The organism is Fibrobacter sp. (assembly GCF_017545445.1).
In the GTDB taxonomy this organism is placed as follows: domain Bacteria; phylum Fibrobacterota; class Fibrobacteria; order Fibrobacterales; family Fibrobacteraceae; genus Fibrobacter.
Genome location: NZ_JAFWOM010000103.1, coordinates 14318 through 29363, shown reverse-complemented (window position 1 = coordinate 29363; position 15046 = coordinate 14318). Strand labels below are relative to the sequence as shown.

The window sequence follows — 15046 nt, the reverse complement described above, 5'->3', positions numbered from 1 at the left end:
ACTAACCACTTTTTCTCAGGAGACATACAATGGCTAAGAATGAAAAATCCGTTACAGACTTGGTCTGCGACCACATCAAGAAGCAGAAGCTTCTTCCCATCCCGGTTCAGACTTTGAACGAAGAAGCCGAAGCCACTCGCTACTTCGGCGGCGACCTCAAGGAATTCTTGGCAGCAGCCAAGACCCTTGGTGCAAAGGGAATCTTCGTTGAAACGTTGTACCTCGAAGACGACGAATTCTACTACGACAGCGGCATCGATGACGAAGAATACCTCGCCATGAACGGATGCGACAGCAGTTGCACCTGCGGTTGCGGAGAGAACTGCAACTGCAAGAAGGGCGACAAGAAGAAGTCCAAGAATGGTTCGACAAGCTCACCAACCGAAAAAGACGACGATAAGGTTGATGGCGTTCTCTTGGAACCGGAAGATCTCGAAGGCCTCGACCTCTCGCTCCTCCGTCCGGAAATCGCCAAGTTCCAAGACCGCGTGGGCGAATGCTGCGGCGTGCGTCTGACGGTGCCGGGCGTGGACCATCTCGAAGTCGAAATCTTCGCAGACTGGTACGACGAATTCGCAGAGCTCGTTGACGAAGCTTCTGAAATCATCGAAGAAGATCCGAACGGCGCCCTCGAACAAGTAGAAGCAATGTTCAAGGAAGCAGAAAAGGCAGCCAAAGAAGCCGACGAAGACAAGAGCGTGAAGAAAATTGCCGCTCATCCGCCGAAAAAGGCCAAGAAGTAAGTACAAATTAAAAAAAATATGAATAGCGAGTTCCGAAAAGGGACTCGCTTTTTTTAACCGCTCACAAATTGTAATCAACTAAAATCGAGGCAAATTCAAGGTAAAATAAAAAACGCACCCCGTTATTGGGGTGCGTTTTTTTGTCTAAGGAGGAAAGCTTATTACTTCACAGAGAAGCGCTGCATGTAGTTGCCCTGCTTCACCATGTAGATGCCGGAGTTCTTGAAGTTAGCCTTCAGGACATCGTTCACAGAGGAACCAGCTTCGACCTTCATGTTGCCGAGATAGCGGCCCTGCATGTCGAACACCTGGAAGTCACCGCTCTTGAACTGCATTCTCGTAGTCATGTGGAGAGCTTCTGTTGCACTGCTGCTGCGATGGTGAACGGAAGCACTAGAAGATGCCGGAGCAGAAGCACTTGACTTGGGAGCGCTGGCACTAGATTCCGGTTCCGGCTGCGGAAGCGGATGCTTCTTGTCAGTCATCTTGAAGTAGGTGACATCGAAGGAACCCGTACCACCGCCGGCTTCGACGAGCACCTTGGCTTCGTACATCTTACCCATCTTCATGCCGAGTTCTTCCCATTTCTTGAAGTGAGCCGTGATGTCAATATGGCCGCAAGAACGAGCACTCTTACGAACGCTGAAGAACTGCGGGAAAGTCTGATCCCCCTTAATGGAGGGCTTGTTTACACGAGTGTTCTGCCAAATTTCGTAGGTATCACCGTCAACCGTGAATTCACCCTTTCTCTGGCCAAGGAGATTTGCACCCGGCTTGCTGAACCAGTCATCAACGATGTAGTATTCCACGAGCGGATCAACCGTCCAGCCATAGATTCCAATGTAGTTGTAACCACCGGCACTACCCTGTTTTTTCCAGTTGAAATAGGCATCGATGGGGCCAACTTGCTCGTAAGTCTGCTTTTCGTCGTATTTGAATCCGACACGAGCAAGGAAGTCACCTGTATTGCTCCAACTGGCCTTGTAAGTACCATTATCATAATAGGTCATGGAATTGTTGCCGCCCTGGTACCAGATTTCATAGTGGTACGGAGAACTGCCAACGTTACCCGTCACGCTGGAGTTGTTCTGGCCCTGAGTCCTCGATTCTTTGCCTTCGTGGCCCATCTGATCCTTGCAGGCATCAATCTTGCCGCTAACAGCAGCACCGGCAGAGGATTTCGGAGTCGAGGCAGAAGAAGTCGGAGTAGAAGCAGAAGAACTGGGCTTCACTTCACCATCAGCAATATAAACCTTAGCATGCGGGAAGTCCATATGGCCACCATTGACTTGACCATTGACGTTACCAGCTTCACCAAGCACCTTGGCTTCGTAGAGCTTACCCATGGTCATGCCCATCTTTTCCCACTGTCTCATGTGTTCGGAAATATTGATGGTACCACAATCACGCGGTTTGTCACGGACGCTGAAATACTGATAGAACTGCACGTTGCCGGAGGTCTTAATTGCAGGACCGGTACGAGTATTACGATAAACGGTATAGGTACCACCATCAACCGTAATGGTCCCTTTTCTTTCATTACCAATCCAGCTACCCGGCATGTCATTGGCGAGAGTATTGTCAATCACATAGTATTCAACCAGGTTGCTCGGAGCACCGGAAACTTGTTCCATCCAGCCATAAATGCCGATATAGGAGTAACCCACATTACTCGCACCGCTCTTCACAAGCTTGAACTCGGCAATCATATCGCCACCAAGTTCCTTGTAAGTCTTGTTACTGCCAAGAGAAAGGCCCGCACGGCAAAGATAGTCCTTGGCACCTGTGATAGTGCAGTCCATGGAACCGTCACTATAGAAGGTTGCAGAACCGCCATGACCGTTTTCGTCCCAGAGCTCGTAACCGATATCGCCGATTTTACCAGTCTGGTTCGAAGAAATTTTCACAGATTGGCCGGAATGTTTAGCATTGGTACAGAAATCCTGAGCAAAAGCTCCGGACACCATTCCAAATGTCATGGCCAATCCAAATTTGGCTACATTAGACATAAGTTTCATATTAATGTACTCCTCACATTATAGTTATGCTTTATATAATATATTAGAGACTATTCCAAAAAGGATTTTTTTTTAGAAATGTTTGTTGTTGAAAAAAACAACAGCATTATGTTTACATTGATAGACTATAGACGAGAGACGAAAGACGAAAGGGTAGTAGGAAGTAGGAAGTGGTTAGTGGTTAGTGGCTAGTGGTTAGTGGTTAGTGGTTAGTAGAAAGTAGACAGTAGGAAGGGAGCTGGAAGCGTCATTCTCGACCGGAGGGAGGGAATCCATGAGGTTCAAGGCGATTTATGCATGGATCCTATTCCCCGGCTCGGGGGCCGGGGCTAAAGGCGATAAATGACTTCGTTGTTCATGTCGGCTCCAGAATGACAGTTAACGGCATGCCGCTAACAATTCATCACTCATTGTTCATTGCACTTTGCTCACGGCTCACGACGCGTTCATAACGTGCTTACGCCATTTTCCGCTCTTCCAGCGGCGCCAAAAGATAATCGGGGCCGTACTATAGACAGCAACCACCGTTATCCAGGCGATATGCGCCGGTAAATGGAACACATAGGCGGCAACATACAAAGCACCCGCCACGCACCAGTTCATGATAGCACAAGCGAACATCACCCAAACGGTATCGCCTGCTCCTCGGAGCGCACCCGCATAAATCACGAGCAGAACTTCCACAAAAATGTAGAACGTCGCAATCCGCAGCATAAAAATGCTCATCGGACGAGCCGCCTCAAAAATCGCAAGTGCACTTTCCGTAGCCTCCGCGACATCGGGCTTGAAAATATCCGTCAATACGCCAGGCAGGAATATGAAGAATATTCCCATTAGCAAGGAATAGCCCCACCCCAGTTTAAGCCCGGAATACGTCGAACGCGTTGCCGCAGCCCCATCTTTCGCGCCTACGTAACGCCCCACAAGGCTCGTCGAAGCGACTTCAAGCCCCATCAGCGGCACATACGCCACCATGTCCCAGTTAAACATCACCGAAGACGCGGTCGCAGCCTCGGAGCCTAGTGCATGGAACATCAAAATCAAGAGCTGGAACGCCGCCATGTTCAAGAACATTTCTACGCCAGAAGGGATTCCCTTTTGCAGAAGTTCGCGGGTCAAAGGCCAACTGAATGCAAACGCAAAACGCGTGCGGAACCGACGATGACAACTCTTGCTGAAAAATTTCGCAAACAAGATAACTGTAGAAACCACATTGCCGATAAGTGTGCCATAGGCCGCACCAGCAACACCCATCGCAGGCACAGGGCCGCACCCGTAAATTAAAACAAAGTTGCACGCCACGTTCACAAGCATGCCGACAAACGCCGCCTTCATCACGACCTTGGTTTCGCCGATACCGCTAAAGAAACACGGAGCCGCATTGCGAACAAGATTTATCACACCGCCGAACATCAAAATGTTGAAGTACGTTTTCTGGTATTCGAGCTGGTCTGCCGGCAAATGCTCCATTCCAAAAGCCCAATGTCCCAGCGGAATCGTGAGGTACAAAAGCGGTACGGAAATCAGCGACAGATACACCGATTGCATGAACACGCGAGCGCAATCCCAACGTTTTTTGCTACCCAGACGCTGTGCAACCATTGCCGTCGTGTAGCTAATCGCGCCCGTAAAAAACATCGTGAGGGCAAGCTGCACCGCCCCCGCCCCAAGTGCAGCATTCATTTCGGCAGGGCCAAGCTTCGAGAGGAACAAGCGGTCGATAAACGTCATGAACGTGTCAAACGACATCGACAAAAGCATCGGAAGCGCCACCACGAGCACATCCTTCACGTCCCCATTCTTCTTGAATTTAGAAGGTTTATAGAACCTATTTAAAATAGCATCAACCATAGCTTGGCAAAGATAGAAAAATCAAAGACCGCGCGACAGCCCAAAAACAAAGAACTAACGTTTTAATTTTTTCAGATTTTCCAATCGGTTAAGCGCTTCGTAAAGCGTTTCGTCTTTTTTTGCGAAATGCAAACGGACAAGATGGTCCACCGGTTCGCGGAAAAAACTCGACCCCGGAACCGCAGCGACACCCACCTTCTGTGCCATATCAATGCAGAATTGTTCATCGGGCAATGCGTCGGCCACGCATTTTACATCACTACAAGATTCGCGCGAGCCGCTAACACCGCGCCGACCATAACCGAATTCGCTAATATCAATCAGCACAAAGTAAGCTCCTTGCGGTTCGGTAAAGTGCAAACCGAGATTGCGGAGTCCACTCGTAAACACGTCCTTCATGTGCGTGTAATGAGCCAGCAAACCCGCATAATACGAGTCGTCATAACGGAGCGCCGTCACAGCAGCTTCCATCAACGGAGCCGCAGCACCCACCGTCAAAAAGTCGTGAACTTTTTTGATGCGTTCCATAACCGGTTCCGCTGCAAGCACGTAGCCCAAGCGCCAACCCGTAATCGAATACGTCTTGCTCAAGCTGCTACATTCAATCGTACGTTCGAACATTCCCGGGAGCGTCGCGATGTACGTATGGCGATGCGGAGCGTAAATGATATGCTCGTAAACTTCGTCCGTAATTACGTACAAATCGTACTTGATAGCAAGCGATGCGATAATCGAAAGTTCTTCGTGCGTAAAGACCTTGCCGCTCGGGTTCGCCGGATTGCAAAGCACAAGAGCCTTCACGCCCGGCTGCGCCATCGCACTTTCGAGCACGTTCGCATCAAAACTCAAATCGACTGGCGAGAGTGGCACATAAACCGGAGTCGCCCCGCATAAAATCGTATCCGCAGAATAGTTCTCGTAGAACGGCGAAAACAACACTACCTTATCGCCCGGATTGCAGACCGATATCATCGACGCCATCATAGCTTCGGTACTGCCGCACGTAATCACAATCTCTTTTTGCGGATCGTAACGCAGCCCGCTAAAATGGAACTGCTTATCGCTCAGAGCCTCGCGGAAATTCTGTGCGCCAAACGTAATCGCATACTGGTGCGGGCCAGTCAAAGCCACTTCCGAAAGACGCTTCGTGAGCGATTCCGGCGGGTCAAAATCAGGGAAGCCCTGCGACAAGTTAATAGCACCGCACGCATTCGCAATGCGGGTCATTCGACGGATAACAGAATCGGTAAAAGTTTCGGTACGTTGACTTAATGGTTGCATAGCAAAGCAAATTTAGAAATAAAATGGTTATATACAACAAAAACACTCCGGACATCCGTCCGGAGCGTTTTGATGGTTACTTATGCGTCCAGAGACGCTTCAGTCTTTACTTGATGGAGATGCGGGCGGTCTTGCTTGCACCGTTCATCGTAACACGTACAACGTAGTTGCCATTGCTCATGTTCTTGAGAGAGAACTGGTTAGCGCCGGCAGAAACGCTTTCGTTGAAGCTTTCAACAACGTGACCCATCATGTCGAACACCTGAACAGAAGCCTTGCCTGCCTTGCTGAAGTTTACGTTCAGCATATTGCCTGCAAAGCCGAGCTTGATGCCACTTGCTGCACGGGCAACAGTCTTGATTCCCGTACCACCGCTCAAGCACTTGAGGTCATCCACATAGAGGTAGTTGATTTCCGGCTGTTCGTCAAAGCCTTCATAGCCAACGACTTCCCAAGCCATCTTCTTGATAGCAGCCTTGTTCAAGTCAACCTTAGCCTTCGTCCAGACCGGCTGTTCGAGCTTTTCCCAAGGAATAACAACATTCGTCCATTCCTTAGCATCCTTAGCGAGGAGTTCGTGGTAAGCGTAATCCTTCACCTGACCGTCCTGAACCTTGAACTTATGAGCAGCACCCTTGTAGCGGTAGCTGAGAGCCGTGCATGCGCTCAAATCATAGCCCTTGGTCGTATCGACCAAGTTGAGGCCAAGAGCCACGAACGGAGCATATTCGTAATCCGCCTGATTCCAGAAGATTTCCGTGAGGCCGACAAAGCCCTTAGTACCATTGGTAGCATCCTTCGTACCCGGGAACACAACGACGTAGCCCGGAAGTTCCGGATCATAGGCGTTAGAAATCTTGGACTTGCCACCCGAAGCGCTATCGGTATAAGCATACCAAGAACCGCCAACATTGAGAACTTCGTCAAGGTCTTCGACATCATCGATAACCAAGAGGTCCTTAGTCGGCACAACTACTGTAGCAGAAGATTTCGGAGTCGTAGCAGAGCTAGACTTAGCCGTTGCGGAGCTGGACTTTGCAGTTGCAGAAGAAGAGGTCGGAGCAGGGCCGTCACCAGCACTGATCGCCGTGATAGAAGCACCATTGCAACGTACGTCATCCACATAGAGATAATCGTACTTCGGCTGGTTCTTGCTATCCGGGACATCGAGAGCGCCCTTGACTTCCCAAGCAAAGCGCTGCACCTTGTTCATGCCCTTGTCACCGAGGCTGAAGTGCTTGTCATCATCGCCCCAGCTTTCCTGAGTGAACTGGTCCCAAGTGAGTTCCACTTCCTTCCATTCTTCGGAACCGTCCTTGTTCACGTGATGGAAGTTCCAGTTCGTGACGAGAGAAGTTTCAACGCGGAAGTTGTGGCTTGCACCCTTGAACTTGTAGCTGATGGACTTGCAAGCAGAAAGGTCGATAATAGTCGTATCGCGCTTGAGGTTGAGGCCGATTGCCACATACGGAGCGTACTTGTAAGCACCCTTGGCAAGCTTGATCTTTTCGATACCGGCCATGTACTTGGAGGTGTTCTTGTCGCCCTTCTTCGGCATGAGCACGTCATAGACCTGCTTGCCGAAATCGTTTTCCCACTTGCTGTTAGAAATAGAGGTTTCACCCTTGCCGTCCGTATCGTCGTCGGAATCAGCAAATGCAGACCACCATCCGCCCGTGTAGGCAAAACGGTCACCGTCTTCAAGGTCGTCAATAAGGTCGGTTGTAGCACCGTTAGCAACACCCGTCGAGTAACCGCTGTTGCCGCTGCTGCTGCCGTTTTGGAGGCCGCAGTCCTTATAGCCGCTCGTTCCGTTCATCCAGCCCTTGACCATATTACCGGAAGTCGTAAAGGTAAGGCCGTTGTCGATAGCGAGGTTCTGGAAAGCTGCGGACTGTTCCTTGATAGCGGAAGCAGACCAGTTGGCCCAAGAAACATTGTTCTGGTTCATCCAGCTAATCCATGCTTGGCTTGCGCTCTGGTTCGGGGAGCCGTTACCGTCGGCGCTGACCGTACCCCATTCCGTAGCAAACACAGGAACGCCGGCAGACATAGCCTGAGCGGCACGATCATTGTAGCCACCGTTACCCGTCTGGTGCGTTGCAGCATAGAAGTGGAGCGTGCAACCGAAGTTTTTCTTGCTGTCCTGAATGCCAGCCTGGGCGCACTGTTCCGGATGGCTGGACCATTCCGGGCTGCCCACGAGCACGAGGTTGTCGGAATACTTACGGATTGCGGCAATCACGGAGTTCGCATGAGAGGCGACCGTACCCATGTCGGCACCGACAGGTTCGTTCCACACTTCGAAAATCACGTTGTTGTAGGAGCCGTATTCCTTAGCGGCATATTCGAAGAACTTGACAGCTTCAGAAGTATTGCCGTTTGCACTTTCGATGTGCCAGTCGATAATCACGTAAATGTCGTTTTCGATAGCGGCATTGACCACGTTCTTGAGGTAGCCCTTCTGCAAGGTTTCGCCCTGCGCGCTGCTCAAGTAGCCACGGCCCTGGTCCTGGAACTTTTCCTGAGTCACACCCATTGCAAAGCGGATGACTTCGATGTTCATCTGCTTCACCATGGCGTTCACGGCCTTTTCGGAATAGAAAACGGTAGAGCTATCTGCACCCGAACTCCAGAAGAGGCTCATGCCCTTGACTTGGACGGCCTTGTTGGAGTAATCCGGGCAAGTACCGGAAAGCTTGCCGCCGTTTGCCTTAAGTTCACCGTACGTGCTCACAGGGCCAACACGGCTAGCACTAACTGCCATAGCAGACGTTACGGCAGCGCACATCAGAAATGCGAAGATTTTTTTCATAAACATCCTTTTGGGTTCACCCAATCTCCGCAACCATATAATCCCAGATAAAAAATACAAAATGCGTAGAAAAAAAGTTGTAATTTATTTGGAAACATTCCAGAATGTGCAAAAAAACACTTTACGTATAGGAAAAGTTACATATTTAGTAGACAGTAGGCGGTAGGAAGTGGTTAGTGGTTAGTGGTTGGGAGAGCGAGCGATGAGGTATGAGGTCGGCACTTCGTGCCTTTGAGTATTTTACAAAGCTCAGCAGAGAAAAATACTTGTTTGCTTTACATACTAAAATCATTTTTTGCGCAATTTGATATGTAATCGGCAATCGATTACTCCAGTGCATTACATACTAAAAAGCATTTTTAAGGTGTTTAGTATGTAATTTTTGCTTAAAAAAAGGCATTTTGGGGGGCTTTTTTGCAAAAAAAAGACTAAAAAGTCGCTTTAACGCCATTTTTAAGTGCTTCTCAGCCCATTTTTTACATACTAAAACACAAAAAAACAAATTTAGTATGTATTACAACAAAGTATCATACGTTTGCAAGGACAATTATTCATTGCGCACGCCTCAAAGCTCACGGCTTTTTAACGAATTTCATCGTATGAGTCGTCATCCACGTCGAGAGGCGGACAATGTAAACGCCAGCACGCAAAGAGCTTAAGTCAAGCACGCGGACATCGCCCACTTTCTTAAGGCCCGTTACATCGACGCGGTGGCCGTCTATCCCGATAATATCCAAACGAACAACGTTTTTCGTTCCGACTACAAGGCGGTCCGAATTCGAATCATAGAAAAGGTATTCCTTCGAAGGAACATACACAGCAATGCCCTGCTCCTCTTTGCTAGAAGATGATCCAGGAACCATTGAGCTACCAGAACTTTCACTGGATCCTTCGCTCGATGAGCTCAGGATGACGGCATTGGAAGAACTCAGGACGTTGGAAGAGGAGCTATACTCCATCACCTCGCCATTGCTGCCCTTATACGCCACCAGAGCGTCCTTCAACTTTTGGTTCACTTCGCTTGCGGCATCGTCAACGGAATTGTCGAACACCCACTTGAAATCGCCGCCCTGCACGCGGCCAGCATACCGCACAACGTTATCACGTGCCACCGCAGGATCATCTGCCTTGTAGCTATACATGAAAGACTTGTCTGTATCGAAGTTGTTATAAACGTTCGCACCAGCGTAAGACGTCACGTTTGAAGGCACTTGCGTATCGCGTTTTTCGACAACGTAAGCATCGAAATCAACCTTTGAGTCAATGGAACCTACTGCGGTTTCCACACCCTTGAGCATGTACTTGCTTGCACCATACGGGATAAACGTGTAAGAGCCTTCCATGTAATTGTTATAAGCCTTGATGGTCCCGCCCGCTTCCTTGCTGAACGTGCCGTTATTCGTCGGATCGCGCTTGGTGCCGCTCGCATAAACGTCAGTTCCCTGCAGCGAGGTCATCATCGGGTACTTGCAGTTGCGGAAGTAATTCGCCTCCATGAACACAGAAGAACCAAGCGTGGAACCTGCACCATACTTCGCATTGCCATCATAATAGTTGTTATAAACGTGAGCGCTGTAGTAACGCACACGCGGATGGCGACTATCGGAGTGGTCGTACCAGTTGTGATGATACGTGATGTAAAGACCTTCGGTCGTGCCTTCAGAGAGGCCTAGCAGGTTCGACTTGCCGTTATCCCAAAAGTGGTTGTAGCTGAATGTCACGTATGTCGATTTTTTGCAATCCAAAGCGCCGTCGCCCTTGACCTGATCCTTGTCGCTCCCAGCATGACCATAAAAGAAATCGCAGTTGTGCACCCAGATGTACTTGTTCTCTTGCTGCAAGCCCAAATTGTCGCCTTCGTCGGAATCCACGTTCATGAAACCGATATTCCTGACCTCGACATCTTGGGCGCCCTTGATACGGAGACCCCAGCCGTTTGCCGTAGCATCGTTGCCGATACCCTCAATAGTCATAGACAAGCCTTCTTTCTTGTCCATATCCACGAGAATATCGCCCTTGTCGGTATCGGCTGGGTCCGTAACGTTCCCCACCAAACGAATTACAAGAGGCCGTTTGTCATAGCCTTTTTTAAAAGCATTCAAAATATTCTGGAGCCCCACAAAATTGTCCGTTCCGCCTTTGTTATTCTTTGCAACATCGAGCTCAACCGTATTCTTTGTCGTCTCGGAAACGTAAAGGACTACAGCACCATTCTTGAGTGTACCGTCGGCATTATAAGCCCCCGGAACATGGCCATCGTTAAATGCAAAACCGCTGCGATCGTGCGACTTGACTTCAAACGATTTGGAAGTAGCCGAAGCGGTCTCCTTGCCTCCCTTGACAGAAGCCACCTTGAGCGTGTAACTCCCGGCCTTGAGGCCAACCACATCGACGCGGAACTTGGAGCCATATTTGCGGATGAGAGGCGCATCGACCTTGACATCTTTGGAGCCAGCCCCCGAATAATAGACATTGTAACTATCGGAACCGTCCGAAGCCCACTCCGCATAAGCCGATTCTAGCGAGCCAGAAACATTTTGAAAAGAGACTTGAGCACCAACCTGAGAAAAGGCTGCTATACAAGTACAAGCAAAAACAGAAACGACACGTTTCATAAACATCCCAACTTTTTAGACCCCACCAACAGGTCTTTTCGAATACAAATATATAGTAAAGCGTATTTTTCTTCAATATATTTCTTCGATAAATCCAAAAAAAATCTTCAAAAAATCTAAAAAATGCCAAAAAAAGCGTAAAAGTTCCCATTTTTACCAATCGTGAATTTTATTTTTCATGAAATATTTTTATAAAATTTTATATTGTGTTCGCTAGAGTGTGGATGGGTAACCTTTTGAGGATGAGTATGTTAAAAAAGACATTTTTGGCAAGCCTTGCCGTTTGTGGATTTGCATTCACAGATAGTTTTGCGGGCCTAAGCGACGATGATTTCATCGAAGCCGCATGGATGACCACCCGATTCTACGGAGCCCAGCGCTCCGGCCAAGGGCCGAACTGGATTCTCGACGGCACGAACAACCCGACTAGCTTTACAGGTGACAAATACAACGGAAAAGACGTGAGCGGCGGCTGGTTCGACTGCGGTGACCACGTGATGTACGGACAGAGCCAAGGTTTTGCCTCCTACGTTTTGGCCCTCAGCTTTGCTGAATTCACCAAGGGTTTCTACGACCTTTATACGGGCGACTATACGGACTACAAGGCCAGCAAGGACTACACCCGCAAGGGCGGTAAGCCAAACGATGTGCGAGACCTTCTCGAAGAACTCCGTTACGAAGCCGACTTCTGGGTCAAGGCAGCCATTGACGACGGTCACTTTGTGACTGTGAAGGGTGACGGCAACAAGGACCACAACAAGTGGGTGACCGCAGGCGCCATGAGCAAGCTCGGAAACGGCGACGGTGGCGAACCGCGCGATATCACAGCAACCGCAGACGACTCTTACACACCGGGTATGGCAGCGGCAATGCTCGCCGTCATGGCTCGTATCGACCCCGATTCCACCGCCCGTGAAAAATACTTGAAGGCGGCAAAAACCGCTTTTGCCTACGCCAAGAAGAAAAATGGCGTTACAAATTCCCAGGGCTTCTACGAAAAAAGCTGGTGGCAGGGCATCTACGAAGACGGTCCGTGCCTTGCAGCCATGGAACTTTATCGCACAACCTTGGATTCCTCTTACGTAACTGAAGCAAAAAAATATTACAACAAGGTTAACTTTGAAAAGAATAGCTGGACTCGATTAAGCTATTCTGACGCAAGCCCGATTACTTACATTTTGGGAGAATTCTATTTCAATTGGCATCCGCAGGGAGACCTCGCCGGCAGCGAGAACTACCTTGAAAGCATGTATAATCAGCCACAAGACAAGAACAAGGATATTTTCGTCAAGGACGCCAAAGAATCTGGGTTCCCCACACGCTCTCCGTCTGGCGGCGCATTCTTGTACGCACTCTACGCCAAATTCTCTAAAGACAAATCCTACGATAACCTTATTGAAAAGAACATCGCCTACCTCCTTGGCGACAACAACGACAAGAAATCCTACGTCGTAGGCTTTACCCGCAATGGAGCCAAGGCTCCTACGAGACCGCACCACCGCGGCTACTACGGCAACGAAGATCCTGGTCGCGATGTCAACGGCGTAGGTTCGGCCCCCGAAAAGAACAAGCTCTTGGGCGGCATGATTGCAGGCAACTTCAATAGCGGAAGCCATGACGGTAACGTTTCCAACTGGCAAGTGAACGAAGTCTGCGTTGACATTAACGCTCCTCTCGTCGGTGCGCTCGGTTACATCTTGAGCAAGAAGGCCCCGGTCGATAGCGTTGGCAGCGACGTCGAAAGCCCAGAAGACAAGAAGAAACGCGAAGAAGAAGAACGCAAGAAGAAAGAAGAGGAAGAGAAAAAGAAGAACGAAGGAATCATCTCTGGCCGCATTTCGAGCACGAATGCATTCAGCCTCGTTCGCAATACGTCCTCTATCACAATCAGCAGCGCTAATAACGAAGCTTTCAAGGTTCATGTTTACGGCCTCAACGGCAAACTTGAACAGGAAGTCCTCAGCAAGGGCCAAAGCCTGAACGTAAACCTCCAGGACAAGGGCTTGAAGATTATCAAGGTCATGTCCAAGAACGAATCCAAGACGTTCAAGGTGAACTGTTATTAGGAGTTAGGTTATAGGTCTTAGGTTTTAGGACTATAATCGCAGCAAAGCTGCAAACTAATAAAACTTAGAAGTCCTCGCAAAAGCGAGGGCTTTTTTTGGAAAAAAGATGTATGCTGACCCAGGAATAAATCCGGGGTGACATATTGACGACGAGCTTTTTTTATTGAAGAATGCGGTGAATCGCTTCTTTGAACAGTGCTGGTTCTTGCAATAGCGAAATGACCACCCAGCCGTCTTCGTCAAAATCAAAGAAGAAGCCCGGCTGCACAAGCACATGCTTTTCACGCAACAGGCGAAGCGTGATTTCTTCGTCGTCTTCGCCAAGACGCACAACAGCGTACCAACCACCAAGCACTTCGGGGCAGTACTTGCTCGGAAACGCTTCGCGAAGCGTCTGCCAATTTGTCGAGAGCCGTTCACGAATGCGCAATTCGTAAACAGCGGATGCCGCTAGCATAGGGCGCGCTAAAGACTGTGCAGGGGCGGACACACTCAAATAAGCATCTTCAACAAATTCAAGGGCCGCACGAATTTCTTCGAAATTTTCTCGCGGAGCGTAGAACGCCATCCAGCCCAGTTTGAGCTGCGGCGAGCCAACCGCTTTGCTTAAACCGTTCAACCAGAAAATCGGACACTTCGGACCGTCTTCGGGAAGGTTGACAAAATCGCCTCCGCCAGCATCCCAAAACGCATCGTTTTCTTGCTCCACATTGTCATTGCGAGAGTGCACTGCACTCGAAGCAATCTCCGGCTCAACATTTAAATGAGATTGTTCCCCCTCCCTTCGGTCGAGGATAACATTTTCTCTCTCGTCTCTCGTCTGTAGCGAGCCTGCGAGCGTTCCCTCGTCTAATACATACTGCCAAGTACGCGTGACTTTATCCGAGAATGCATAATCGCCAAAGACTTCATCGACAACAAGAATCATGTCGTTTTCTTCGCAGAAGCGGACCGCAGCATTCCATTCTTCACGCGAAACGCAATGTCCCGTCGGATTATGCGGCGAGACGAGCAGCAAAATTTTCGCACGTTCGGGAGCAGCAAGCAAACTGTCGGTATCTAGAACAAAGCGGAAGGAAGATTTTACTGGATTCTTCGCTCCGCTCAGAACGACGCTGTTTTTTGCCGCAATTTTGTCATTGCAAGAACGCGCACACTCTCGTCTCTCGTCTGTAGCGAGCCTGCGAGCGTTCTCTCGTCTAATTTTAAGAAAGTACGGAGCGCATTCGAGATGTTCCAACTGCGCAAGCGTATCGAGCAGCGGATAGCCAGGCATTGGCGTGAGAATCACATCGCCCGGATCGCAGAACGTCTTGAACAGCACGGAATAAGCTTCGCTTGTACTTGCCGTCAAAATAATCTGCCCAGCAGTAAAATTGCCACCGCGTTCGCGGTAATACTCCACCACCGCCTCGCGAGCATTCCGACGACCAGCGGCATCAGCCACCCACGTTCCAAATTCAGCTTTCGCTTCATCAATTGCAGGAGCCAAATCAAACGGCAAGCCCACACGAAGCGGGCTGCTCACCGTCATGTCGATAAACGGGAGAGCTTCTGAATTTTCACACTTCGCAAGCACATCGGCTTTAGCGCGTTCCAATTCTGCAAAGAACGGCGACGGGGATAAATCTTTGGGCAATCGAGAAGATAACATGAA

At 49.4% G+C, this 15046-nt stretch carries 8 protein-coding genes; 2 read left to right on the top strand and 6 right to left on the bottom strand.

Features of this window, described 5'->3' with window-relative positions; genetic code table 11:
- The first annotated feature begins 29 nt into the window (after positions 1 to 29).
- On the top strand, positions 30 to 743 hold the full coding sequence (locus IKG78_RS11790; RefSeq protein WP_290943664.1) for a hypothetical protein: 714 nt from the start codon (positions 30 to 32) through the stop codon (positions 741 to 743).
- A gap of 161 nt (positions 744 to 904) precedes the next feature.
- Here the strand turns inward: IKG78_RS11790 and IKG78_RS11785 are convergent, their stop codons facing one another.
- The 5 genes from IKG78_RS11785 to IKG78_RS11765 form a co-directional block, all read right to left on the bottom strand.
- Complete coding sequence (locus IKG78_RS11785) at positions 905 to 2761, bottom strand: glycoside hydrolase family 11 protein (protein ID WP_290943662.1); 1857 nt, start codon at positions 2759 to 2761, stop codon at positions 905 to 907.
- Positions 2762 to 3196: 435 nt separating this feature from the next.
- Positions 3197 to 4612, bottom strand: coding sequence for an MATE family efflux transporter (locus IKG78_RS11780; RefSeq protein ID WP_290943660.1), 1416 nt, complete (start codon positions 4610 to 4612; stop codon positions 3197 to 3199).
- A 54-nt stretch (positions 4613 to 4666) separates the two neighbouring features.
- Complete coding sequence (locus IKG78_RS11775; protein ID WP_290943658.1) at positions 4667 to 5893, bottom strand: aminotransferase class I/II-fold pyridoxal phosphate-dependent enzyme; 1227 nt, start codon at positions 5891 to 5893, stop codon at positions 4667 to 4669.
- Between the two features lie 106 nt (positions 5894 to 5999).
- The gene (locus IKG78_RS11770; protein ID WP_290943656.1) at positions 6000 to 8708 is read right to left on the bottom strand and encodes a CIA30 family protein; all 2709 of its coding nucleotides are present in this window, start codon (positions 8706 to 8708) and stop codon (positions 6000 to 6002) included.
- A 572-nt stretch (positions 8709 to 9280) separates the two neighbouring features.
- Positions 9281 to 11323 (bottom strand): pectate lyase, encoded by a 2043-nt coding sequence (locus IKG78_RS11765; protein ID WP_290943654.1) that lies wholly within the window; start codon positions 11321 to 11323, stop codon positions 9281 to 9283.
- Positions 11324 to 11571: 248 nt separating this feature from the next.
- On the opposite strand from IKG78_RS11765, the gene IKG78_RS11760 reads away from it, so the two are divergent.
- Complete coding sequence (locus IKG78_RS11760) at positions 11572 to 13389, top strand: glycoside hydrolase family 9 protein (protein WP_290943651.1); 1818 nt, start codon at positions 11572 to 11574, stop codon at positions 13387 to 13389.
- 160 nt (positions 13390 to 13549) lie between these two features.
- Here IKG78_RS11760 and IKG78_RS11755 read toward each other — a convergent pair whose 3' ends face one another.
- The gene (locus IKG78_RS11755; protein WP_290943649.1) at positions 13550 to 15043 is read right to left on the bottom strand and encodes a pyridoxal phosphate-dependent aminotransferase; all 1494 of its coding nucleotides are present in this window, start codon (positions 15041 to 15043) and stop codon (positions 13550 to 13552) included.
- Positions 15044 to 15046 lie beyond the last annotated feature (3 nt).

What these genes read in the sequence shown, in the direction of transcription:
- IKG78_RS11790 (WP_290943664.1), top strand. Translation starts at nt 30, where the DNA reads ATGGCTAAGAATGAAAAATCCGTTACAGACTTGGTCTGCGACCACATC.
- IKG78_RS11785 (WP_290943662.1), bottom strand. Translation starts at nt 2,761, where the DNA reads ATGAAACTTATGTCTAATGTAGCCAAATTTGGATTGGCCATGACATTT.
- IKG78_RS11780 (WP_290943660.1), bottom strand. Translation starts at nt 4,612, where the DNA reads ATGGTTGATGCTATTTTAAATAGGTTCTATAAACCTTCTAAATTCAAG.
- IKG78_RS11775 (WP_290943658.1), bottom strand. Translation starts at nt 5,893, where the DNA reads ATGCAACCATTAAGTCAACGTACCGAAACTTTTACCGATTCTGTTATC.
- IKG78_RS11770 (WP_290943656.1), bottom strand. Translation starts at nt 8,708, where the DNA reads ATGAAAAAAATCTTCGCATTTCTGATGTGCGCTGCCGTAACGTCTGCT.
- IKG78_RS11765 (WP_290943654.1), bottom strand. Translation starts at nt 11,323, where the DNA reads ATGAAACGTGTCGTTTCTGTTTTTGCTTGTACTTGTATAGCAGCCTTT.
- IKG78_RS11760 (WP_290943651.1), top strand. Translation starts at nt 11,572, where the DNA reads ATGTTAAAAAAGACATTTTTGGCAAGCCTTGCCGTTTGTGGATTTGCA.
- IKG78_RS11755 (WP_290943649.1), bottom strand. Translation starts at nt 15,043, where the DNA reads ATGTTATCTTCTCGATTGCCCAAAGATTTATCCCCGTCGCCGTTCTTT.